Below are 21,889 nucleotides of genomic sequence, written 5' to 3' on the forward strand. Positions count from 1 at the left end.
CTTTGGCAAATGGCGTTGTGGTCAGGCACGTTTCTTTGAGTAATCAAGCTTCATGAGCATTCACGCAACCTCAGGGCAAACGATTTACGCTCTTTCGAGTGCACCGGGTCGTGCCGGTGTCGCGGTCATTCGGGTATCCGGAGCACTTGCGGGTCATGTTGTGGAGGTGCTTACGGGAGGGCTTCCGCGGCCTCGGTACGCCGCCTTGCGACAGTTTTTTCGACCGGGAGCCGATGAGGCGATCGATGAGGGCCTCGTCTTATGGATGCCGGCGCCTGGGACGTTTACCGGTGAAGATGTCGCGGAACTTCAAGTGCATGGTGGCCGTGCTGTCGTCCAGGCAATGCTTGCGGCGATCGGGACAATCGATGGCTGCCGTTTGGCTGATCCAGGAGAATTCGCGCGCCGGGCGTTTGCGGCTGGAAAGATCGACCTCACCGAAGCAGAGGGCATCGCGGACCTGATCGATGCTGAGACGGAAGCGCAGCGTGTTCAGGCGCTCCGCCAAGCAGCCGGAGGACTGTCTGAGCTTTACGAGGGGTGGCGGGCCGATCTCATCGGGGCTTTGGCACTCGTCGAAGCTGCTATCGACTTTTCAGATGAGGCAGACGTGAGTTCCTCGTCGATGGTGCGGGCGGGCGTCGTCGTCGAGACATTGCATGCAGCCCTTGCTCAGCATCTTGATGATGGACATCGCGGAGAGATCCTTCGAGAAGGATTTAGGGTGGTGTTGGCCGGTGCACCAAACGTCGGGAAATCCAGTCTGCTTAACCGTCTTGCACGGCGCGATGCAGCTATTGTGTCCGAAGAAGCGGGAACGACCCGTGACGTGATCGAAGTCCGACTTGATCTCGATGGCTTGCCCATCATTGTCACGGATACAGCAGGTCTTCGTGACACCGCTCATGCCGTTGAGCGCGAAGGGATCCGGAGAACGCTGCTTCGGGCCGAAGAAGCCGATCTCATCGTTTGGATCGAGGATGCAAGCTTGCCTGCCGGCGAGCGGCCACCGATCTTGGCCCAGCGCGCGGCCGACACCATCATCGTCTGGAACAAGGCAGATCTCTTTGAGGGTGCAGGCGGGACGGTTGGGACAGAGGAGGCTCTCCCGATCTCGGTCAAAACGGGATGGAACGTTGATCAGCTTATTAAGAGAATTGCCGATGCTGCGCGTGTGCGTATCGCGCCAAGAGAGGAGCCGGTCGTTACGCAGGCCCGACACCGACAGCATCTCGAAGCGTGCTTACGGCATTTGGAGATGTTCAATCGGGATGAGGCGGACGACCTGGCCGAGCTCCGGGCAGAGGAACTTCGCCTCGCTGCAAATGCGCTGGGGCGTATTACTGGTCGTGTTGACGTTGAGGATGTCTTGGACGCGGTCTTTGCGCGATTTTGTATCGGTAAGTGACGAGACTACTTGCGTGTGCGAGGTTTTGTTTCACGTGAATCATCCGAATTGTTCACGCAGCGATGTATCGAACGGATCTCGTTAGTATTTGCAGTAACAGAAGCCTGCTCTCGCTGTGTCTGATGGATGGGGGTAAGGTGCGGGAGCACTAACAGAACAACCGGCATTGCCGAGGAGAGTTGATGTCCACCAAGGACGACGAGACTGAATCTCCCTTTGAACTCCAATCTGCCTCACCATTTACCGTGGAAGAGCGCGATGCCGTCTATCGGGCGATCTTTACGCGTCGTGATGTGCGGGGGGAGTTCCTGCCCGATGTCGTGCCGGACGATGTTCTCAAGCGCATTCTGACTGCGGCCCACCATGCCCCTTCCGTTGGCTTTATGCAGCCGTGGAACTTCCTCGTGATCCGCGACAAGGCTGTGAAGGACCGTATCGGCGACATTTTTGCTGAGGCGAATGAAGAAGCCGCTGCCATGTTTCCATCCGAGCGGCAGAAGCATTATCGGTCGTTGAAGCTCGAAGGCATCCGGACCGCGCCGCTCAACATCTGCGTGACGTGCGACCGGCAGCGTGGCGGGCCTGTCGTACTGGGCACGACGCATATGTCAGACATGGATCTGTTCAGTACGGTGTGTGCGGTCCAGAACCTATGGTTGGCGGCGCGTGCAGAGGGGATCGGTGTCGGCTGGGTGAGCATCCTGAAAGAGGATGAGGTCAAAGCGGTTCTGAATATCCCGCAGAACATCCGTATCGTGGCTTATCTGTGCGTCGGGAAAGTTGAGGGTCTCTTTTCCGAGCCGGAACTCCAGGTTCGCGGATGGCAGAACCGTATGGATCTCGATAGTCTTGTCTATGAAGACAGATGGGGTGCTTCTTCATGCGCTAAGTCCGATGATCAAGCTGAGTGAGAGAAACGGATAGCTGCTTCAAACTCGTCGCTGGAAGCCGTCGGTTGTTCGATGGTTGCGTCCAAGAAAGATAATCAATGCCACCGCCGTTCAAGGTCGAGTTGATATCCCACGATCCTCGGTGGGCGCGGGATGCGGATAGAGAGTCTCAGACCTTTACGGCCGCTGCGGGTCACTGCGTTCAGATCGTCCACCATATCGGTTCGACTGCTATCCCCGGGATTCATGCCAAACACGTTCTTGATCTGATGCCGGTCGTGACAAGCTTGAGAGAGTTGGATGATCGCCAGCGAGAAATTGAAGCGTTAGGCTAGGGGAGCTCGGTCTTCTCGGCCGGCGTTACTGTACCAAATCCGACCTAGTGACCGGGCGACGGCTTGTGCAGCTCCATTGCTATGGTCAGGGATCTGCGGAGATCCCGCGGCATCTAGCTTTTCGAGATTATCTTCTAGAGCATCCTGAAATTGCGCGTGCGTATAATCAGGAGAAGTTGCGTTGCCAAGCGCTCAATCCAAATGACTCTCACGCATATGGGGACTGTAAGGCCGGGTGGGTGCGCAGGGTCGAGGCTGAGGCTCTTGCGCATGTTCGACTGGACGTGAACACCCGGCCCTGATCTTGACGCTCTCACGGATTTATCAGTGAGAGCGTTCTGCTTCTCGACCTGCAAGCCATACGGTCGAGCTTCGGAATTGTGAATGGGTCAACGTTCGGCAGGCTTAAGTGCTCTGAGTGTCTAGTCTTGCGCGCCACTCAAACTGTTTCACGTGAATCATGTAAGTCTTGTATCGGGTCATGTATTGGCCAATGTTTCACGTGAATCCATACTTAGGCAGACCCGAATATACGTAAAATTTTGACGTGCCGCCTCGCTGTTCTTATAGACTGCGGACGCAACACCAGCTGGATTAAAACTGAATATGACACGCGTTGCAGACTTCGACGTTATTGTCGTGGGCGGCGGCCACGCCGGCTGTGAAGCCGCGGCTGCGGCTGCACGCATGGGCGCGAAGACGGCCCTGGTTACCCATAAGCGTGCGACGATCGGCGAGATGTCCTGCAATCCTGCGATTGGTGGCCTCGGCAAGGGTCATCTGGTACGGGAAATCGATGCGCTTGATGGTTTGATGGGTCGCGTGGCGGATGCTTCCGGTATTCAGTTCCGCTTGCTCAACCGCTCAAAAGGACCCGCTGTTCAGGGACCGCGGACCCAGTCGGATCGGGCGCTTTATCGCCGGGCTATGCAGTTTGCGATCGACGAAACAGAGAACCTATCGGTTGTTGAAGGTGGCGTTGAGGACCTGCTGGTCGAGAACGGCGCGGTGGCTGGTGTCGTGTTGGGCACGGGCGAGACGCTGCGCTGCGGAGCAGTGGTGTTGACGACGGGCACGTTCCTCAATGGGCTCATTCACATGGGGGCTACTAAGATTCCGGCAGGCCGCGTCGGGGATGCGCCCGCACTCAAGCTTTCGGAGCGCCTTTACGGGCTTGGGTTGCAACTTGGGCGGCTAAAGACAGGAACGCCGGCGCGTTTGGCGTCCTCTTCGATCGATTGGAGCGGGCTCGAGATGCAGGCGGCGGATGATCCGCCCGTACCGTTCTCGTTCCTGACACATGAGATCACCACACCGCAAATCCGCTGCGGGATTACGTACACCACAGCCAAAACACATGAGATTATCCGGGCGAACCTATCGCGCGCGCCGATGTATTCCGGCGATATCAAGAGTGTCGGGCCGCGTTATTGCCCGTCCATCGAAGACAAAGTCGTTCGGTTTGCCGATCGCTCGACCCACCAGGTGTTTCTGGAGCCAGAGGGTCTCGACGACGATACGGTTTATCCCAATGGAGTTTCGACGTCTCTGCCGGTTGAGGTGCAGGACGCCTTCCTGAAGACCATGCCGGGATTGGAGAAGGTCCAGATCAAACGGCCGGGATACGCGATTGAGTATGACTACGTTGACCCTCGTAGTTTGCAGGCGACCCTTGAAGTGAAGCTGCTGCCGGGATTGTTCCTGGCAGGGCAAATCAACGGGACCACGGGCTACGAAGAGGCTGGGGCGCAGGGACTTATCGCGGGCATCAATGCTGCGCGAAGGGCTGGCGGTGGCGATGGGATTACTGTCTCACGGGCGGATGGCTACCTGGGTGTGATGATTGATGATTTGGTGACACGCGGTGTGAGCGAACCCTATCGGATGTTCACGTCACGTGCGGAATTCCGCTTAAAGCTCAGGGCTGATAACGCTGACCAGCGTCTGACTCCGTTAGGTGTTGCTGTAGGATGCGTTTCCGCGTCACGTGCGGCGGTGTTCCTAGACAAGGTGGAAGCCCTTTCTGATGGGCGTGCGCTCTTGGAGCGTTTGTCGTTGACGCCCAGCGCAGCGAAGCATCATGGGTTGGAAATCAATCAGGATGGCCGCCGGCGCTCAGCGTTCGAGCTGTTATCGATGCCGGGAATTGACGTCGCGCGGTTAGGTGCGATCTGGTCCGAGATTGCCAGCTTGGATGCTGCGATTGCCGGACAGTTGGCTGTGGACGCCAAGTATCACACCTATGTGCAGCGTCAGGAGGAGGATGTTGCCAGTCTCCGGCGGGATGAGGCGGTTCGTATTCCAGACGGGTTTGATTATGACGCCGTCCCAGGGCTCTCTAATGAAGCCCGACAGAAACTGATCAAGTATAAGCCGCTGAATCTTGCTCAAGCAGGACGGATAGACGGTATGACTCCAGCTGCTTTGATGTTGTTAGCAGCTAATCTTAAAAAATATTCATCACGGAAGTCGGCATGACGCCGAATGATATGAGTTCAATAAACATCTCTGGTCCAGAAGAATTTATAGAATACTTTGATATTTCACGTGAAACACTAGAGTTACTTGATTCATACGCCAATACGCTTCAACATTGGCAAAAAACGATCAACCTCGTCGCGCCGAGTACTCTGGATTCAGTTTGGCAGCGCCATTTTGCGGATTCTGCGCAATTGCTGAAGCTGGCTCCTGAGAATGTCACGTCGTGGGTTGATTTGGGGTCGGGTGCAGGTTTCCCGGGGTTGGTTATTGCCATCCTGATCCACGGTAAACGAGGAGCAGAGGCGGGTTCTATTGTGCGACTCATAGAAAGTGATGCCCGCAAGGCCGCTTTCCTTGGGGAAATCGCCCGGAGGACCTCTGTAGCTGTGGACATCGTTCCCAGGCGAATCGAGTTATCATCGACTCAGGCTAATTTCGAGCCAGTTGAAGTCGTTACGGCTCGCGCGTTGGCGCCACTCGAGCGATTGCTCGGATTGGCGTACCGCTTTTTCAACGACGGCACGATTGGGCTGTTCCCGAAAGGCCGCGACGTGGAGCGAGAGATCGAGGCGGCTCGCAAGGACTGGCAGTTCGACGTTCGGCTGGAGCAAAGCCTCACGGATCCAGAGGGGCGCATTGCTGTGATCGAACATTTGAAGGCCAAATCGAAAGGGTAAATCCAGTGACTGGCGCTATCCCTGGAGGAACGGGTCCTCGGATTCTCGCTATCGCCAACCAAAAAGGTGGGGTGGGTAAGACCACCACGGCGATCAACCTTTCCACAGCGCTTGCCGCAATCGGCGAACGCGTTCTCGTTATCGATCTCGATTCGCAGGGGAATGCCTCGACGGGGTTAGGTATCGACGTTCAGGCGAGGATCAACACATCTTACAATGTTCTCGTTGGTGAAGCGCGCCTCACAGATGCTGCGCTGCCGACGGCTATCCCCGGTTTACGTATTGTGCCGGCGAATGCCGATCTCGTAGGGCTGGAGGCAGAGCTCATCTCAGAGTCGGATCGGCCATTCCGGCTTAAGAACGCTGTAGCGCAGATGCTGGCAAGCTTCCCGTCGCTGCCGGAAGATGAGCGTTATTCTTACGTGCTTATCGACTGTCCGCCTTCTCTTAGCGTTCTTACTTTGAACGCGATGGCAGCGGCTCATGCGGTGTTGGTGCCCGTTCAGTGCGAATTCTTCGCTCTCGAAGGCATCTCTCAGTTCAAAGCGACCATTGATCAGATCCGAGCGACACTCAATCCGGTGTTGGAGATCCAGGGCGTTGTCCTGACGATGCACGACGCCCGGACCTCCCTGTCGAAAGAGGTCGTGGAGAACGTGCGGGGCTTCTTCGGATCAAAAGTCTACGATACGCTAATCCCGCGAAATACTAGGGTTGCTGAGGCACCGTCTCATGGCAAGCCTTTGATATTATACGATTATGATTGCGCTGGCAGTCAGGCGTATATTCGCTTGGCAAGCGAAATCATCGAACGTGAGAGACACTACCGGGCCGCATGACGCGGGCCGTTGACTGTTAGATCCGAGAGGACACTGAAGGCGATGAACGCACCCGTGCACAAAAGCAGACTGGGCCGAGGCCTTGCTTCGCTGATCGGAGAGGCCGCCGCTGCGTCTTCTCCTTCGCCTGTGCCGGAGGTGACGCCGCTGAAGGCCCCTGCCGAGGGTGAGCAACGGACGCTGGGCCTTGACCAAATTCGGGCCGGGAAACTCAATCCTCGGCGTGAATTCCGTGAAGAAGAGCTCGCCGAACTTGCGAACTCTATCCGGGCAAAGGGTCTCGTGCAGCCGATCCTGGTGCGTCCTGATCCTATGGCTCCGGGCCGTTATGAGATCGTGGCAGGCGAGCGCCGCTGGCGCGCGTCACAGCTGGCCGGTCTGCATCGTGTGCCGGTCATCATTCGGGAGCTGAGCGATAAAGAAGTCCTGGAGCTCGCGCTTATTGAGAACGTACAGCGCGCGGATCTCAATGCGATCGAAGAAGCGATGGGCTATCGGGAGCTGACGGAGCGGTACAATTACTCGCAGGAGCAACTCTCAGACATCATCGGCAAGAGCCGCAGTCATGTTGCAAATACCTTGCGGTTGCTTCGTTTGCCGGAAAGCGTTCAGGCGCTGGTGCAACTCGGAAAGCTTACAGCTGGCCATGCCCGTGCGCTCATCGGACGGAACGATGCGGAGCGTCTTGCGGAGCGGATCATCGCGGATGATTTGAACGTCCGCGCCGTCGAAGCGCTTGTGCAGGGCACTCCTGACAACGCACAGCAGTCTTCACAGCGAAAGGTCCGCGAAAAGGATCCGGATACGCGTGCTTTTGAGAAGGAACTTACGGACTCATTAGGTCTTAAGGTGGAAATCAAGCGCGGGTCCGGTGAGAGCGGTAACCTTGTGATCAAGTACGGAAATTTTGATCAACTCGAGTATATCCGTATGCGACTTGCGAGTATGAACGGCTAAAGCTGGTCTTGGCAGCACGCCATAACAAGATTAAACGTCTTCGTTGCAACTGCCGACAGGGTTCAGAAGGGCCTGATGGCGGCTGTTCGATGCAGTCGGCGTCGACAGCTTAAACGTGGCTCTGTCAGCTGGTCCAAGCTGAGTGAAACCGGAATTGGCAATGAATGACGATGTTCTGTTGCGGCTTGCCGCTACGATTCGACAACGGCGGACGGCAAGCGCGGATAAATCATATACTCGGCAGTTGCTGGACGAGGGGTCGCCGCGCTGTGCTAAGAAATTCGGCGAGGAAGCGGTTGAAACGGTGATCGCGGCCTTGGGCGAAAGTGATGCCGCGCTAAGATCCGAAGCAGCAGACGTAATCTATCATCTCCTGGTGCTCCTCGAGAGCCGATCGGTGGCGATTGCGGACGTCTTGGCGGTCCTTGAGGGCCGTATGGGAATGTCTGGCGTCGAAGAAAAGGCGCGCCGTAAAGGCAATTGATTTCAGGCCGCCAAACGTCTCCGAGTAGCAAGCCGATGCCGTATACAGATGTGCAGTTTTCGCCTTACCTGACTTTTACCAGGGATGATTGGGCAAGACTGCGCGCGGATACGCCGATGACGTTGGCGCCGCATGAGGTTACGCAGCTTTCGGGTCTCATCGAAGAACTGTCGATGGACGAGGTGGAAGAGATTTATCTTCCGTTGTCGCGCCTGCTGAATCTGTATGTCGCCGCCCAGCAGGAACTGGATTCCGTCACGACCACGTTCTTGGGCCGGCAGGCCTCACGGGTTCCCTTTATTATCGGGGTCGGCGGTTCTGTTGCTATCGGCAAAAGCACTACGGCGCGTGTGTTGAAGGCGTTGCTTGCGCGCTGGCCTCACCATCCGCGCGTCGATCTTGTCACGACGGACGGCTTTCTGAAAACCAATGCCGAGCTGGAGCGGCTAGGTCTGATGGACCGAAAGGGTTTTCCAGAAAGCTTCGATCTGCCGCTGCTCCTTAACTTTTTGGCTGAAGTGAAGTCTGGCGTGGCCCATGTGGAGGCGCCGGTTTATTCGCACTTTCACTATGATATTTTGCCCGGGCAGAACATCATCGTCGATCGCCCGGATATCCTGATCGTTGAAGGATTGAATGTTCTGCAGCCCGCTGTGTTGCCTAAGAACGGATCTGCAATTCCGTTCGTTTCGGACTTCTTTGACTTCTCGATTTATCTCGATGCTGACGTTGATGTGATTCAGCATTGGTATGTGAAACGTTTTATGCGGCTTCGTGCGACCGCGTTTCGCGATCCTGGTGCTTATTTTCACCGTTACGCGCAGTTGAGTCAGGAAGAGGCTAAAGAACGGGCCCTCATGATCTGGCGAAACATCAACCTGAAAAACCTGGAAGAGAACATTTTGCCAACGCGCCCGCGGGCGCGATTAATTTTGCGAAAGGCTGCAGACCATCGGATTGAAACGGTGGCTCTCAGGAAGCTCTGACCCATAAAAGAAAATAGGCCGCCTTGGGGGACGGCCTAAGTTTCGAGAGAAGGGACTGAGGATCGAATATCATCACAGCGATGATTATTCGATACTGGTTACAGATGGCTTAGCTTTCGCCTCCACCATCAAAGACCGTCGTACGCCTGTGAACTGAAACGCATCGCGGCGGTCTGACTTGGATGAGCATGAGAGTATGTCCGTAATTAAATGCTCAGCCGGAAATAAGCGCATTCCGTTGCCGTAGGGACTGTCCTTCAACAAGGGGTGCAAGAGTATTCGCTAGTGCTTCCATATATGCTGCCTGATAGCGCAACGCGGCACGTGCATACGGGCTATGCAGGATGAAAGTTGTGACAGCGGCTTGGGCCGCCAAGGTTTTTGATAGCATCTGAAGATAACCAGCAAACCCATTGAATGGGGATGTAGATTTCACCGGAACCCAGAAATCTACGTTCTGTGTCAGGCTCTGATTTCCAATCCCATTTGTGGTTTTGTTTTCGATGTGAATCGAATGGATTTCCGGAGAGCTGGCTTTTTTTTAGAGCCGGTCGCTGAAAGCGACTGCTTTTCACTATCCTGTTTCTGTGTGGGCTTATCGTGTGCCAATCGTGCGTCGGTTCTTTCCGCTACTGCAGGTGCGGCCGCCGTTTGGCTATTCGCGATATTTAACTCAGCGTTCTGTTGAGCCAGAAACACTTTAAACTTATCGCGAAGACGCCGAATTACGGATGGCTCCGTAACCCCAATTCGGCGAATTGCAGTTGTCGGTTTCAGTTCAGGATCCGCAGCAATTAGTGCGGCGATCTGGATTAGAGGCACGCGATCGTCGATACCAGTCCCCTTCGGTCGACCGCGTCGGGTCTTTGTCGTGGACATAGATAGACCTTTTTGAGTGCAGTGTTTCGATTCGGTTTATCGGATCGTCACGTAAAATCTAATTCGGACCAAGGAAAATAAATCGTTAAATAGAAAAAACGCATTTAACGCATCTACAATTGTGACCAAATAGCATCCGAAATTGATAGGCCTCTGAAACTCTGGCGAAAATCTATATGCAACTTCGGTTCGTGATTGTTGAGCAGATCCCGCCCGGGGGACGGAAGACACATAGCGAGCACGCCAAGCTAGGTCCATTTATCCTTATACGTTTTATTTTTGCCGATATATTGTGCAGTTCGTTGTCGGTGTTCGTTATTCGCCCGAAACGATCTCGCTATGACCCGAATTGCGAGGGCCTGGAGCCACAATCTTATTAGAGGTTTTCTCTATAATTGATATTTAATCTATCGGTGGTCGTATGTCTGAGTCTGGCCTGAAGGCGATCCTGGAACGTCTTGGTCTGCGCCAAAGCGAGTTGGCTCGTTTGATTGATGTCAGCGCGCGCACCGTTAGTCAGTGGGCGACGGGAGATGTTTCGCTGCCAGGGCCGGTGGCTGCGTATCTTAGGGTCCTACTAGCATTGCCGCCGGAACTCCTCGCGGAAGAGTTTGCCCGTCTGGAAGGGAGGAAGCGCATGTTGGATGAAGGAATTTATAGCCTTACCTGCCGGGTAAACGATTGCCAGATCGCGGAAAGTGACGCGGCGCTTGCTGTTTTAAGGAACGGGAAAATTCTAGGGTCCGACCGGCAAGGGGGATTATTTACGGGCTCGTACGAATATGATGCGGCTACGCAGCGGAATAAAATGCACGTTCGGTTACAGGTGCCGCCCAACGGAGTTTTGTTTACGGGAGGCGGTGCTGGTCCAGGAGGTGCCGTGGTCGATATTGTCGGGGCGTTTGATCGCGCGGCCCCAGCCTCACATGCCATCGTGGATGTCAGGGGCGAACAAGTCGAATTGCAATTGACGTACCTGGGGCCTCTGCCCAATTAGCGTGCGGGGGCAGAACAAGGTTCAGAATGCAGATTGAGATATGACGAAAAGTGCTGGCCGAGTGTTGCTCGGGCGAATACGCGGAGCACATGGAATTCGCGGTGACGTACTGGTTCACTCTTTTACGGAGCTGCCGGAAGCCATCGGGGACTATGGCGAACTCACAGATTGCGACGGTGGTCGTGCATTACGCCTCAAGGTGCAGCGGGTGACGCCGAAAGGAGTTATCGCGCGTGTGACAGGCGTGAGCGATCGGACGGCCGCCGATGCCCTCAAAGGCGCCGAGCTGTGGATTGATCGCGGGCAATTACCCGATGCTGAGCCAGGCGAGTTTTATTATGAGGATCTCGCGGGACTGAAGGCGTTCGACCGCGACGGTGCTCAGTTTGGCGAGGTCGTCGGTGTCGAAAACTATGGAGCCGGCGATCTTCTGGAGATTCGGCTGAATGGCGTGCGTCGGACGGAGCTCGTCCCTTTCAGCGAGGCTTTTGTACCCGAAGTCGATATTTCGGCCGGAAAAGTTATCGTCGCGTGGCCGTTGGAGTTCGAGATCGCCAATGAGGCGAAGGATTCGGACGAAAACGAATAGGTGCGTATTTCCGGCCCCGTGTGACCTTAAAGGGGTTGGCCCTGTAAGAGTCGAGGTGGATTGCCGGTCAGTCCGGCGGCTTCTTTGACGAAGGCGGCTTTTGCAATAGGCAAACGGTCGACGAGGCCGAGGCCGGCTTCACGCAAAGATCGCAGCAGCGTTGTATCGTTTGAGAAGAGGCGGTTAAGGCCGTCAAATGCTGCGGTGGAGAGCGTTGAATCAAACCGACGCCAGCGTTCGTAGCGCTCGAGCGCTTGTTGGTCACCCGCGTCGAGACCTACGCGGACGCTTTCCGTTATTGTTTCAGCCAAAGCGGCCACGTCGCGAAGTCCAAGATTTAAACCTTGTCCGGCAATCGGGTGAACACCTCGCGCCGTGTCGCCGACAAGCGCCAGTCGAGGTGCGATAAAACCTCGGGCTAAATGCATCGAAAGCGGCCATGAAGCCCGGGTTCCGACTAAAGAGAGTTCACCGAGCTTGTGACCAAAACGCCGGGTAAGCTCATCCAAGAAAGACGTGTCGTCCATGCCCATGAGGCGATCGGCTTCCTGGCGTTCCTCAGTCCAGGTCACGCAGCTGCGATTGCCGGGTAATGGGAGAATTGCGAAGGGCCCCGACGGCAGGAAATGTTGGACGGCGCGGCCATTGTGCGGGTCTTCATGGGCGACGGTCGTGCAGATACCGGACTGTTTATAATCCCACGAGATCAGCCCGATGCCCGCTAAGTCGCGGATTTTCGAGCGCCGTCCGTCCGCTGCCACCAGGAGGCTGCAGTTAAAGGTGCGGCCATCTGCGAGCGTCACAGTGAGGCCGCCCGGAATTTCATCGAACGACGCTGCTTCAGCTCCAGATATCCAGTCGACGTTCCTGGCTTCCTTTGTCGCTTGGCGCAGCGATGCTGCGATTAACGCGTCGGGCACAATGAACGAGGCAGGTTCACCGTCATCGAGGTGGTTGTCATATGTGAGTAGGACGGGGCGAATGCCGGCTTCGAGGCTTGAATCCGTGATTTCAATTTCGCTGACGGGCTGTGCGTTGTCGGCGATGCTGCTCCAAATGCCGAGTGTCTCCAGCATGCGTTTCGAAGCGGATGACAACGCAAACGCGCGTGGACTCGTGTTGGGGCGCGCAGGATCTTCGGATCCCGGGTTGCGATCGAGAATGGCGATAGAGAGGTCCCCACGCAGCGCTTGGGAGAGAGCGCAGGCAAGGCTCAGCGCGGTGTAGTTGGCACCGGAAATGACGATGTCGTAGCGTTGGGTCATAGGGACTCGTAGGTTCGCAGTGTTAGATGTCTCTGGTGAGGGCGTGCTTGCCCCGTGTTCCGGCGTGTGCGAAAGGGTTGTGGTACCTGAATATTGTCTCTCTTCTGCCCCTTGGGTAAGCCATTCCGACGCAATGAGCAAAGACGTAGGGTCGATTACGACTGAGCTGCTTTCCATTCTCGATCTTGAGCGGCTTGAAGACAATCTCTTCCGGGGCGTGAGTCTATGGGAGGGATGGCAACGGGTTTATGGCGGCCAAGTGCTCGCGCAAGCGCTAACCGCAGCTATCCGGACAGTTGAGCCTGCCCGGCAGGTACATTCATTACATAGCTATTTTCTTCTGGCTGGTGATCCGCAACATCCCATCATCTATGATGTCGAGCGGCTGCGTGAAGGTGGGAGTTTCTCGACACGCAGAGTCAAAGCCATACAGCATGGCGCCGTTATCTTCATAATGAGCGCTTCCTTCCACAAGGCGGAGGACGGTTTTGAACATGCCGCCGAAATGCCGGATGTGCCTGGCCCCGAAAGGCTGTTGAGCGCCAGTGAGTTAGTCGCAGACAGAATCAACGAAATTCCTGATTCCATGCGAGATTATTGGAGTCGGCCGCAGCCATTTGACATGCGTCCGGTCGATATTTCCCGCTATCTCGATCAGACCGCCCGGCCGCCGCAACAGTCGATTTGGATTAAGTCGACAGAGGCGCTGCCGGAAGATCCGGCGGCCCATCAGGTGGTGCTCGCTTACGCATCTGATTTTACCCTGCTCGATACGGCTTTGATCGCGCATGGCAAAACCTTGTTTGATACAGATGTCCAGTTAGCGAGTCTGGATCACGCGCTTTGGTTTCATAGACCGCTTCGCGCAGACGAATGGCTTCTGTATGTGCAGGATAGCCCGAATGCTTCAGGTGCTCGCGGTTTCTGCAGAGGGCAGGTGTTCACGCGTGAAGGCGTCTTAGTTGCATCGAGTGCGCAGGAAGGTCTGATGCGCCGGCGATCAACTAATTTCTCGATCCGGTGATCAAGTGGTGCATAAATTTTATGCAATCTAGGTCATTTGCGTAAAATTTAATCATAATGGTGGTGGCCAATCCGTCATCACCCGGGGCGCGCCTCAAATATTATCACACGATTTCATCGCTTTAGATCGAAATTTCGAATCTGGCACAGCTCTTGAGTCTTAACGATCCGGTAGCTGAGGGCCCTTGGGCTTTCGGTCGTCCGCGGCGGGTGCGACCGTCGTACCGCAATTTCATATTGCTGGTTCAGAACCGTTAAACGGGGTCGAGCATGAAATTACTGACTGCGATAATAAAACCGTTCAAGCTGGAAGAGGTGCGTACCGCGCTCACCGACCTTGGACTTCAGGGAATGACGGTAACCGAGGTCAAGGGTTACGGTCGACAAAAGGGTCATACAGAGATCTACCGCGGCGCTGAGTACGCTGTGAGTTTCCTTCCCAAAATCAAAATCGAAATCGTTATCCCATCCGACCAAGTTGAGAAGGCGGTTGAGGCTGTGCAGACCGCAGCCAAGACCGGTCAGATCGGCGACGGCAAAATCTTCATTTCACCCATCGATCACACCGTTCGCGTTCGTACTGGCGAGATCGATGTGACGGCGCTTTGAGTAGCAGGAGGGAATCTGAATGAACTTCTTTAAATCTAAGCTCGGAGCCGGACTGCTCGGAGCCGGATTGCTGGGCCTGATGATCGAACCAAGTGTGGCTCAAGAGGCCGCAGCTGCGGCCGCTGATCCTAAGACTGCTGCTACGGCGGCAAACGTTGACTACGTCTTCAACACGCTGCTCTTCCTTATGGCCGGTTTCCTCGTGATGTTCATGGCGGCTGGTTTCGCAATGCTCGAAGCCGGTCTTGTCCGTTCCAAGAACGTCGCTATGCAGTGCACCAAGAACATCGCGCTGTACTCGATCGGCGGTATCATGTTTTGGCTCGTCGGCTACAACCTGATGTATCCTGGCGAGTCATGGATCATTGCAAATTACATTGGTGCGATTGCGCCGGTTTCCTTGCCTGATCCGGCCGCGGATACCGCCAACGCTTATGCCACCGGATCCGACTGGTTCTTCCAGATGGTGTTCTGCGCCACCACGGCATCGATCGTGTCTGGTACGCTGGCAGAACGCATCAAGCTTTGGCCGTTTCTTATCTTCATCGTGGTCCTGACGGGATTCATCTACCCAATTCAGGGTTCCTGGGAGTGGGGTGCAGGCTGGCTCGATGACATGGGCTTTTCTGACTTCGCAGGCTCGACGCTTGTTCACTCTACCGGTGGCTGGGCCGCTCTGGCCGGTGCTCTTCTGCTCGGCGCACGGCACGGCAAGTACGGACCTGACGGTCAGGTCAACCCAATGCCTGGTTCCTCCATGCCATTGGCGACGCTTGGTACGTTGATCCTGTGGCTTGGCTGGTTCGGCTTTAACGGCGGTTCTCAGCTTGCTCTTGGTTCGCTTGAGAATGCTTCGGCCGTTTCGCGCATCTTTGTGAACACCAACATGGCTGCGGCTGCGGGTGTCATGGTTGCTCTTCTCATGACGCAGATCATCTACGGCAAAGTCGATCTGACCATGGGCCTGAACGGTGCCCTGGCTGGCTTGGTGTCCATCACCGCTGAGCCACTGGCTCCTGCTATCTGGCAGGCGGTTGTTATCGGCGCCGTCGGCGGTGTGATTGTCGTTCTTACGGTTCCGCTGCTCGACAAATTGCGCATCGATGACGTTGTTGGTGCGATCCCTGTTCACCTCTGCGCAGGTATCTGGGGTACGCTGATCGTCGCTTGGACCAACGCTGAAGCAAACCTCGCCGTTCAGGGTCTCGGCGTCGCTGCTATCGGTGCCTTCGTCTTCCTGGCGTCCTTCGTGATTTGGGTAATCCTGAAATTCACGATTGGCATCCGCGCATCGCTCGAGGAAGAGATGCAAGGGCTCGACAAGGCGGAAATTGGTCTGGAAGCGTACCCTGAGTTTGGGGTCGGCAGCCAACGACTCTAAGTGCTCTTTCACTAGACTGATGGGCAGGGACCTCCCCGATCCTGCTCTAGCCTTGACCCGGCATGACGATGCCGGGTCATTTTTTTATAACATCCCAACATCGCCATTTCGAAGATTGGGAGTTAGCGCCAGTGATAAGGGCCGATGTGAAGATCCTGTCCCGGCCGCATCATGCCAACGAGTTGGATCAGGTCGTTCCGGCGGAGCGCGATGCAACCCTCAGTGGGCGCGAAGTCCGGTGTCGCGACGTGTATGAATATAGCGCTGCCTCGACGACGGCTTCGTTGGACGTCATTGTAGCCCACGACGATGATGAGGTCGTACAGGTGGTCGTGGCGCCAAAGACGTTCTGCGCTCGCCCTGTAGGGGTGGGATACGGGGCGATTGTAGTTCGGGTCACAGGGAGCGTCGCACCAACCGTCGGTTGGACGAATTGCCTGCAAAGGTAAGCCTGTTATAGGGCGTTGAATCCGATCGGCGCGATAATAGGCTCGGCGTAGCGCCCAGCGTCCTATCGGAGTCGCACCGTCGCCTTCCATCTTTATGCTTGAGAGGCCGCTGCGGCCTAATGCACACGGAAATTGCCGACTATCGAATTGAACTACGCCGACTGCTGCATGTGCATTCTTAACGTTCACGGTCAATTGACGGAAATGTGGTTCGATGTTCCATCCTTTCAGGTATTTTCAGCGCCTTGGATCTGTTGGCTGATAACCAGCTATTCGACGGCGAACCATTGTTTTCCCAGGTTGTCCGGTTACGTACAGTGACAACAACCTGCGGCATTGGCGCAGGACGCATGCGGCGGTTGAACCCTATGGTATCAGCACGACAGGTGATAGAATTTATAGAAGCAATCCATTGATATGGAGCATTCATTATGAGCACGGCCCGCAAGATCCTCATTGTCGATGACGATGATGACCTTCGCGATTCCTTAAGAGATCAGCTGTCACTCCACGATGAATTCGAGGTTAGTGTCGCTGAGACTGCGGCACGCGGAATAGAAATTGCCAAGTTCGAACACCACGATCTTGTGCTGTTCGACGTTGGTCTTCCGGATATGGATGGGCGCGAAGCGGTTAAGCAACTGCGCAAGACCGGCTTTAAAAGCCCCATCGTTATGCTGACGGCAAATGATTCCGATGCGGATCAAATCCTTGGTCTCGATGCGGGTGCGAACGACTATGTGACGAAGCCCTTCAAATTCGCGGTGCTTCTCGCGCGGATTCGCGCCCAGCTTCGTCAGCACGAGCAGAGCGAAGATGCGGTGTTTACGATCGGGCCGTATTCCTTCAAGCCTGCGTCCAAGCTGCTGCTCGACGCGAAGGGATCGAAGATCCGGCTAACCGAAAAAGAAACTTCGATTTTGAAGTATCTCTATCGGGCCGGGGAGAAAGTGGTGACCCGTGATGTGCTGCTGCACGAAGTTTGGGGTTACAATGCCGGCGTTACGACGCATACGCTCGAAACGCATATCTATCGTTTGCGTCAGAAGATCGAGACGGATCCGTCCAATGCGGAGCTTCTCGTGACGGAAACAGGCGGTTACAAGCTCGTGCCCTGAGGTACGAGCTTCCCCCTCTATTTGGTTTCCTCAGCAGAGCGCTTGTAAATGTCGTCCGAACGGATGATGTCGTCTTCGCCCAGATAGCTACCCATCTGCACTTCTATCAGTTCCAGCGGGACCTTTCCGGGATTCTCCAGGCGATGCCATTGCGTGGCGACGATGTAGACGCTCTCGTTTTCCCGAACCAGCGATTCCTTGTCGCCGATAACGACCTTGGCTGTGCCTTGCACCACGATCCAGTGTTCGGAGCGATGGTGGTGCATTTGCATGGAAAGCTTGCCGCCCGGTTTGACGTGCAGTTTCTTGACCTGAAACCGTGGCGCTAAGCTCAGGGTTTCGAAAAAACCCCAAGGGCGGTAGTTGCGGACGTGTTGTTCGTGCTCTTTGCGGCCTTCATCTTTCAAGCGTTTGACAATGCCCGATACATCCTGAGCGCGTGTGCGATCAGCGACGAGCAATGCGTCCGGCGTATCGACGATGATGAGATTTTCAACGCCGAGGGTGGCCACGATCGGTTTGTCGGAATGGATAAAGCAGCCTTGCGTTCCTTCCGTTACGGCGTTGCCATTGATGTAGTTGTCGTCGGCATCGTGTTGCGCGACGTCCCACAGAGACGACCATGAGCCGACGTCGTTCCAGCCGACGTCGATGGGCAGCATGGCGGCGCGATCGGTTTTCTCCATGACGGCATAGTCGATCGAAATACTGGGCGCCGAAGCGAATGCCTTTGCCTCAAGGCGGAGGAAGCCGAGATCGGTTTCGGCATTCTGGACAGCTGCGGTTGCCGCTTTGAGAATGCCGGGTTCGAGGTTTGCGAGTTCGTTGATGAACGTCCCGGCCCGCAGAACGAAGATGCCGCTGTTCCAAAAGTAGTCGCCGGAAGCGAGGTATTGTTCTGCGGTCTTTTTATCGGGTTTTTCAAAGAAGGCGTCGACGTGAAACACGCCGTTGAACTCCGTGAACGGTGAGCCTCGGCGGATGTAACCGTATCCCGTATTCGCTTCGGACGGCGTAATTCCGAAAAGAACGAGGCGACCGGATTTGGCGACCTTGGCCGCAGCCAATATACTTTCACGGAAAGCGGTCTCATTGCCGATGATGTGGTCGGATGGCATGACCGCGAGAATGGCCTCGGGATCATTCTTCATTGCGATAAGGGCCGCGGCGGCGATCGCTGGCGCCGTATTGCGGGCAGCAGGTTCGAGAACGATGGCCTGGGCTTCTATCCCGGCAGATTCAAGTTCTTCCTTGATCAGAAATCGATGGTCGTTGTTGCACGAGAGAATGGGTGCGCCGAATCCTTCTTCCGCGGGAAGGCGGCGCAGGGTTGCCCCGAGGAAACTCGTTTCTTGATCATTGAGGAAGCGGATGAACTGCTTGGGGTACATGGACCGCGAGCGTGGCCATAGGCGCGTGCCGGAACCGCCCGATAGGATCACTGGCGTAATCGTCGCCATACCGTTCAACACCTTCCGATTAAGATTTGGGGGAACCGCAGGGGCGGTGAGTGACCGAGCCCTACGCCCACTCTACAGGCCTGACATTACCGAGCTGAAAAAAATTCTCTAACACGATGGTGAACATGACCGCGAATGTGTGAGCGCAGTTAATTTCCGTTTGTTCAGAGCGATGGTTTGGCCACGCGCGTGGGTAGAGCGGGACCCATTACCGCTGAAGTTAGAGAACTTTTCGAGCATTTGCAGCCACGGTTGTTTGATCGAGACCGAAGCATGTTAGTTTAACGTTTGTTGGCTCTATTGACGTTCTCAGCGTGAGACGGTTAATCGAGCTGGAGAACCTCGCATAGATCTGGTCATCTTGGCGAGGACGTGGTCAGGCCCCGTAGCTCAGCAGGATAGAGCATCAGATTCCTAATCTGAGGGTCACAGGTTCGAATCCTGTCGGGGTCACCATGATTTCATTGGCTAATTTGCTGGCCAATTTTGTGGGCGCTGGGCTCGGGCTACCAACGGGCTACCAGGACGAAGCGCCTTCCTACCGTAACAATCCGTACTCTTACCGTGGTTTGCAGTCGAAATGTAGGTTACGGCCTGCCTGCGTTGCAAGCGTTCTGTTCGTGGGGTTGTGTTGGCCGTGGAGGTGCAGCATGGCCAAAACACTTCGCGAACGTTTCGCGGCCCTGAGGGCCAGCGTTGAACAGCGCGCGCCTCCGGTCGTCTCGGAGCGGGGCAAATCGAAGCGTCTACAACTGCGAGTGCCGGACGAGCTGCTGCTGCAGCTGGCGGTGATCAAGTTGGCGGAAGGAGGTTCAACCAACAAATTCTGTGAGGGACAAATTGCAGAGGGCGCGGCCAAGAGGATCGCGGAGCTTAAGTTGCGCTTCAGGGTCGACACCTGGGAGGCGATCGTGGCCTCGGCCCACGGCGGCTGGCGCGAAGGCGCTGGTGATTGATGGCCTGATTTTCGCGGGCGTCGTGGGTAGTCTTGGACTGGTGGCGGTGTCGGCGGTGCTCAACTACCGCTTCGGTATTCGCCTTGGCGGGCAGGATGAGGTGGAACGGCACCTTTACGGGTTCGGATTGGGGCTCGCGGACATCGTGAAGGCCCTGATGCCGTTCTGCTTCGCCTTGGCCGTTGGCAAGCGTGATTGGCTGGCAGCCTTGGGCGCGGGGGTGTTCCTTGTGGTGGCCAGCGTGAGTTCCTTTTATGCGGGGATCGGACTTGCCGCCGAACACCGCCTTGCGAACGCGGGGAACAATCAAAGCATCATTGACCGGCGCAACAACCTTCAGGCCGAACAGAAACGCCTTCAAGGGCGGTTGGATGCTATCGGGCAGGTCGGAACCCCTCTGGAGGTCGAAAACGCGATTGAGGCTGCGTATGCGCAACCCTACGGCCGGGGGAAGCGGACCGTGGAGGTGCATTCGGACCGCTGCCGGAAGAACATGATCGCCACGCGGGTGGCCTGCGCGAAGATTGCGCGGATGCAGGTGACGCTGGAACAGGCCCGGGAAGCAGAAGCTTCATGGGGAAGGCTTAGAGAGGTGCAGGCGGCGCTGGGAGGGCTGGATTTCTCTGTGCAAAGCGCGGACCCGCAGCTGGATGTCCTTGACCGGGTGTTCCGCTGGTTCGATGCTCCCGTGGAGCAGGCCGACATCCGGACGGGGCTGCTGCTTGGGCTTGGATTATTGCTTGAGCTGGGAAGTGGGTTGGGGCTTTACACGGTGACGACGCCGTGGCGGCACCGTGACAGGGATGTTGGGCGCAGGATGACGACGCTGGGCGATGCCGCGGTTTGGGCTGATGAACGGTTGGAGGCGGTGCGCGGCGGACGCCTGACGGCCAATGTGGTGTTCAACGATTATGAGGCCTGGTGCAGCGACCACAACTTTGTGGCGATGCGCGCGGGCGTGTTTGTTGAGCAGCTGATGGCGCTGGCCCATGAGGTTGGCATACCGATGGAACAGAGCGGGTCGAACCTCGAGTTCCGGGATGTTGGGCTTCCGATGAAAGGGTGAGGTTATTTTTTTTTGGTGCTGCGGGGAGGAGAGATGGTCGTCCGGTGAAGGCTTTCGCACGCCTTTTGAAGGGGCTTGAGGTCTTGGCGAACCGTTTTCCAGAGTTCGGTTTGTGATATCTCCATGTAATCGTGCCTCAGGATATTGCCCATGCCTCGGATGTCGGCCCAGGGGACGTGCGGATGTCGGTCGGTAAGTGCGGCCGGAATGTTTCGTGCAGCTTCGGATATGATTTGAAGGCCTCGTTCGACTGCCCAGCGGAGCTGTTGGTTTTTGGAGAAAGTGCCTAGGTCGTGCTTGGCGGTGATAGCGGTCAGGGTACGGATGGCATGAAGGATGTCGGTAATGGCTTCATTGGGTAGGCGGGCGATCACGTCAGAATACTTTTTTGAGCGTGGGCTCTATCCGTTTCATGATGTGCGGCTTGATCGCTTGTTTTGGGATAAGGTCGACGCGGGCATGAATGGCTTCGCTGGCCAAGCGGGTGAGGCGGGCGATCGCAAGCAGCGATATGCGTTTGCGCGGCGGGGTTTCGAGCAGGATATCGACGTCGGAATCGTGGCGCGCAGTATTGCGGGCGGTGGAGCCGAATAGGTAGAGGGCGGACGCTCCTTCGGCCTTGAGGATGGGTTCCAATGTTCTCAGTCTGCGGATGGCTTCGCGGGAGTCCATGTCTCGAATCTTGAGGGGAGTTAGGCTGCCTGTCCAGAAGAATTCAGCATGCTGAGCATTTGAGCGGCTAATATCCCCTTCCCTTATTTTTCATTGAAAGCCGCGCAGCGCCTGTTCTGGATTCTGGAAAAGGTTCTGGAAGAATGTTCCGGAAAATGTTCGGACGGTGTTCTGAGATGTTCTGTTCTATATAGAGCGACTACCGATCCTACGTGAACGTTGCTACCGAACCTACGTTGGCATTGCTACCGAACGCACGCAGGCCTGCTACCGAACCTACGTTGATGGAAGCTCTCTTGCTACCGATCCTACGTGGTGCCGCTACCGATCCTACGTCGGCGGCTTTGAATGCGGCGCTGGGCCTCATG

At 56.0% G+C, this 21,889-nt stretch carries 23 protein-coding genes and 1 tRNA gene; 19 read left to right on the forward strand and 5 right to left on the reverse strand.

Annotation, left to right across the window (positions count from 1 at the left end):
* The first annotated feature begins 52 nt into the window (after window positions 1-52).
* From mnmE to rimM, 12 genes are all read left to right on the forward strand, one after another.
* On the forward strand, window positions 53-1,408 hold the full coding sequence (gene mnmE / locus K5845_RS03615) for a tRNA uridine-5-carboxymethylaminomethyl(34) synthesis GTPase MnmE (RefSeq protein ID WP_046477127.1): 1,356 nt from the start codon (window positions 53-55) through the stop codon (window positions 1,406-1,408).
* 182 nt (window positions 1,409-1,590) lie between these two features.
* Window positions 1,591-2,319: a 5,6-dimethylbenzimidazole synthase gene (gene bluB / locus K5845_RS03620; protein WP_046477125.1), complete on the forward strand. Its 729-nt coding sequence runs from the start codon at window positions 1,591-1,593 to the stop codon at window positions 2,317-2,319.
* A gap of 77 nt (window positions 2,320-2,396) precedes the next feature.
* A complete protein-coding gene (locus tag K5845_RS03625) occupies window positions 2,397-2,633 on the forward strand; it encodes a GrpB family protein (RefSeq protein ID WP_287958401.1) in 237 nt (78 codons plus the stop codon).
* A gap of 47 nt (window positions 2,634-2,680) precedes the next feature.
* Window positions 2,681-2,935: a GrpB family protein gene (locus K5845_RS03630; protein ID WP_280140611.1), complete on the forward strand. Its 255-nt coding sequence runs from the start codon at window positions 2,681-2,683 to the stop codon at window positions 2,933-2,935.
* Window positions 2,936-3,239: 304 nt separating this feature from the next.
* On the forward strand, window positions 3,240-5,111 hold the full coding sequence (mnmG, locus tag K5845_RS03635; RefSeq protein ID WP_046477123.1) for a tRNA uridine-5-carboxymethylaminomethyl(34) synthesis enzyme MnmG: 1,872 nt from the start codon (window positions 3,240-3,242) through the stop codon (window positions 5,109-5,111).
* On the forward strand, window positions 5,108-5,791 hold the full coding sequence (gene rsmG, locus K5845_RS03640) for a 16S rRNA (guanine(527)-N(7))-methyltransferase RsmG (RefSeq protein WP_287958402.1): 684 nt from the start codon (window positions 5,108-5,110) through the stop codon (window positions 5,789-5,791). Before mnmG ends, rsmG begins: the two co-directional genes overlap by 4 nt.
* Window positions 5,792-5,796: 5 nt before the next feature.
* Window positions 5,797-6,630: a ParA family protein gene (locus K5845_RS03645; protein ID WP_046477121.1), complete on the forward strand. Its 834-nt coding sequence runs from the start codon at window positions 5,797-5,799 to the stop codon at window positions 6,628-6,630.
* Window positions 6,631-6,672: 42 nt separating this feature from the next.
* Window positions 6,673-7,587: a ParB/RepB/Spo0J family partition protein gene (locus K5845_RS03650; RefSeq protein ID WP_046477118.1), complete on the forward strand. Its 915-nt coding sequence runs from the start codon at window positions 6,673-6,675 to the stop codon at window positions 7,585-7,587.
* A gap of 160 nt (window positions 7,588-7,747) precedes the next feature.
* Window positions 7,748-8,071, forward strand: coding sequence for a phosphoribosyl-ATP diphosphatase (locus K5845_RS03655; RefSeq protein ID WP_046477115.1), 324 nt, complete (start codon window positions 7,748-7,750; stop codon window positions 8,069-8,071).
* A 35-nt stretch (window positions 8,072-8,106) separates the two neighbouring features.
* On the forward strand, window positions 8,107-9,057 hold the full coding sequence (gene coaA / locus K5845_RS03660; RefSeq protein WP_046477112.1) for a type I pantothenate kinase: 951 nt from the start codon (window positions 8,107-8,109) through the stop codon (window positions 9,055-9,057).
* Between the two features lie 1,300 nt (window positions 9,058-10,357).
* On the forward strand, window positions 10,358-10,933 hold the full coding sequence (locus tag K5845_RS03665) for a helix-turn-helix domain-containing protein (RefSeq protein ID WP_046477098.1): 576 nt from the start codon (window positions 10,358-10,360) through the stop codon (window positions 10,931-10,933).
* 40 nt (window positions 10,934-10,973) lie between these two features.
* A complete protein-coding gene (rimM, locus tag K5845_RS03670; RefSeq protein WP_287958403.1) occupies window positions 10,974-11,522 on the forward strand; it encodes a ribosome maturation factor RimM in 549 nt (182 codons plus the stop codon).
* Window positions 11,523-11,548: 26 nt separating this feature from the next.
* On the opposite strand, the gene K5845_RS03675 is transcribed toward rimM, so the two are convergent.
* The gene (locus K5845_RS03675; RefSeq protein ID WP_287958404.1) at window positions 11,549-12,787 is read right to left on the reverse strand and encodes an FAD-dependent monooxygenase; all 1,239 of its coding nucleotides are present in this window, start codon (window positions 12,785-12,787) and stop codon (window positions 11,549-11,551) included.
* Between the two features lie 133 nt (window positions 12,788-12,920).
* On the opposite strand from K5845_RS03675, the gene tesB reads away from it, so the two are divergent.
* The 3 genes from tesB (at window position 12,921) to K5845_RS03690 (ending at window position 15,800) form a co-directional block, all read left to right on the forward strand.
* Window positions 12,921-13,811, forward strand: a complete 891-nt coding sequence (gene tesB, locus K5845_RS03680) for an acyl-CoA thioesterase II (RefSeq protein ID WP_287958425.1) — start codon at window positions 12,921-12,923, stop codon at window positions 13,809-13,811.
* A 269-nt stretch (window positions 13,812-14,080) separates the two neighbouring features.
* Window positions 14,081-14,419: a P-II family nitrogen regulator gene (locus tag K5845_RS03685; protein WP_046477090.1), complete on the forward strand. Its 339-nt coding sequence runs from the start codon at window positions 14,081-14,083 to the stop codon at window positions 14,417-14,419.
* A gap of 19 nt (window positions 14,420-14,438) precedes the next feature.
* Entirely contained in the window at window positions 14,439-15,800 is a 1,362-nt protein-coding gene (locus tag K5845_RS03690) for an ammonium transporter AmtB (RefSeq protein ID WP_046477089.1), read from the forward strand.
* 122 nt (window positions 15,801-15,922) lie between these two features.
* Here the strand turns inward: K5845_RS03690 and K5845_RS03695 are convergent, their stop codons facing one another.
* A complete protein-coding gene (locus K5845_RS03695) occupies window positions 15,923-16,339 on the reverse strand; it encodes a L,D-transpeptidase family protein (protein ID WP_244465008.1) in 417 nt (138 codons plus the stop codon).
* 341 nt (window positions 16,340-16,680) lie between these two features.
* Here K5845_RS03695 and K5845_RS03700 point away from each other — a divergent pair, with 341 nt between their 5' ends.
* A complete protein-coding gene (locus tag K5845_RS03700; protein WP_046477087.1) occupies window positions 16,681-17,367 on the forward strand; it encodes a response regulator transcription factor in 687 nt (228 codons plus the stop codon).
* A gap of 17 nt (window positions 17,368-17,384) precedes the next feature.
* Here the strand turns inward: K5845_RS03700 and K5845_RS03705 are convergent, their stop codons facing one another.
* Window positions 17,385-18,827: a mannose-1-phosphate guanylyltransferase/mannose-6-phosphate isomerase gene (locus K5845_RS03705; protein ID WP_046477085.1), complete on the reverse strand. Its 1,443-nt coding sequence runs from the start codon at window positions 18,825-18,827 to the stop codon at window positions 17,385-17,387.
* Window positions 18,828-19,206: 379 nt separating this feature from the next.
* Between K5845_RS03705 and K5845_RS03710 the strand changes: the two genes are divergently transcribed.
* The 3 genes from K5845_RS03710 to K5845_RS03720 all read left to right on the forward strand — a co-directional run bounded on the left by K5845_RS03710 (window position 19,207) and on the right by K5845_RS03720 (window position 20,849).
* A tRNA-Arg gene (locus K5845_RS03710) sits at window positions 19,207-19,283 on the forward strand.
* Between the two features lie 194 nt (window positions 19,284-19,477).
* Window positions 19,478-19,783 carry a hypothetical protein gene (locus tag K5845_RS03715; protein WP_287958405.1) on the forward strand — a complete coding sequence of 102 codons (306 nt, stop codon included), beginning with the start codon at window positions 19,478-19,480 and terminating at the stop codon, window positions 19,781-19,783.
* Window positions 19,776-20,849, forward strand: a complete 1,074-nt coding sequence (locus tag K5845_RS03720; RefSeq protein WP_287958406.1) for a hypothetical protein — start codon at window positions 19,776-19,778, stop codon at window positions 20,847-20,849. Before K5845_RS03715 ends, K5845_RS03720 begins: the two co-directional genes overlap by 8 nt.
* A gap of 2 nt (window positions 20,850-20,851) precedes the next feature.
* Here the strand turns inward: K5845_RS03720 and K5845_RS03725 are convergent, their stop codons facing one another.
* Both K5845_RS03725 and K5845_RS03730 read right to left on the reverse strand, forming a co-directional pair.
* Window positions 20,852-21,223, reverse strand: a complete 372-nt coding sequence (locus tag K5845_RS03725) for a HepT-like ribonuclease domain-containing protein (RefSeq protein WP_287958407.1) — start codon at window positions 21,221-21,223, stop codon at window positions 20,852-20,854.
* A 1-nt stretch (window position 21,224) separates the two neighbouring features.
* Window positions 21,225-21,485: a nucleotidyltransferase family protein gene (locus K5845_RS03730; RefSeq protein WP_287958408.1), complete on the reverse strand. Its 261-nt coding sequence runs from the start codon at window positions 21,483-21,485 to the stop codon at window positions 21,225-21,227.
* Window positions 21,486-21,889 lie beyond the last annotated feature (404 nt).

Source organism: Filomicrobium sp., from assembly GCF_025698805.1.
Lineage (GTDB): Bacteria > Pseudomonadota > Alphaproteobacteria > Rhizobiales > Hyphomicrobiaceae > Filomicrobium > Filomicrobium insigne.

Bases quoted from the DNA above. Each gene is read 5' to 3' on its own strand.
- mnmE (WP_046477127.1), top strand. From the start codon at position 53: ATGAGCATTCACGCAACCTCAGGGCAAACGATTTACGCTCTTTCGAGT.
- bluB (WP_046477125.1), top strand. From the start codon at position 1,591: ATGTCCACCAAGGACGACGAGACTGAATCTCCCTTTGAACTCCAATCT.
- K5845_RS03625 (WP_287958401.1), top strand. From the start codon at position 2,397: ATGCCACCGCCGTTCAAGGTCGAGTTGATATCCCACGATCCTCGGTGG.
- mnmG (WP_046477123.1), top strand. From the start codon at position 3,240: ATGACACGCGTTGCAGACTTCGACGTTATTGTCGTGGGCGGCGGCCAC.
- rsmG (WP_287958402.1), top strand. From the start codon at position 5,108: ATGACGCCGAATGATATGAGTTCAATAAACATCTCTGGTCCAGAAGAA.
- K5845_RS03650 (WP_046477118.1), top strand. From the start codon at position 6,673: ATGAACGCACCCGTGCACAAAAGCAGACTGGGCCGAGGCCTTGCTTCG.
- K5845_RS03655 (WP_046477115.1), top strand. From the start codon at position 7,748: ATGAATGACGATGTTCTGTTGCGGCTTGCCGCTACGATTCGACAACGG.
- coaA (WP_046477112.1), top strand. From the start codon at position 8,107: ATGCCGTATACAGATGTGCAGTTTTCGCCTTACCTGACTTTTACCAGG.
- K5845_RS03665 (WP_046477098.1), top strand. From the start codon at position 10,358: ATGTCTGAGTCTGGCCTGAAGGCGATCCTGGAACGTCTTGGTCTGCGC.
- rimM (WP_287958403.1), top strand. From the start codon at position 10,974: ATGACGAAAAGTGCTGGCCGAGTGTTGCTCGGGCGAATACGCGGAGCA.
- K5845_RS03675 (WP_287958404.1), bottom strand. From the start codon at position 12,787: ATGACCCAACGCTACGACATCGTCATTTCCGGTGCCAACTACACCGCG.
- tesB (WP_287958425.1), top strand. From the start codon at position 12,921: ATGAGCAAAGACGTAGGGTCGATTACGACTGAGCTGCTTTCCATTCTC.
- K5845_RS03685 (WP_046477090.1), top strand. From the start codon at position 14,081: ATGAAATTACTGACTGCGATAATAAAACCGTTCAAGCTGGAAGAGGTG.
- K5845_RS03690 (WP_046477089.1), top strand. From the start codon at position 14,439: ATGAACTTCTTTAAATCTAAGCTCGGAGCCGGACTGCTCGGAGCCGGA.
- K5845_RS03695 (WP_244465008.1), bottom strand. From the start codon at position 16,339: ATGGAAGGCGACGGTGCGACTCCGATAGGACGCTGGGCGCTACGCCGA.
- K5845_RS03700 (WP_046477087.1), top strand. From the start codon at position 16,681: ATGAGCACGGCCCGCAAGATCCTCATTGTCGATGACGATGATGACCTT.
- K5845_RS03705 (WP_046477085.1), bottom strand. From the start codon at position 18,827: ATGGCGACGATTACGCCAGTGATCCTATCGGGCGGTTCCGGCACGCGC.
- K5845_RS03715 (WP_287958405.1), top strand. From the start codon at position 19,478: ATGGCCAAAACACTTCGCGAACGTTTCGCGGCCCTGAGGGCCAGCGTT.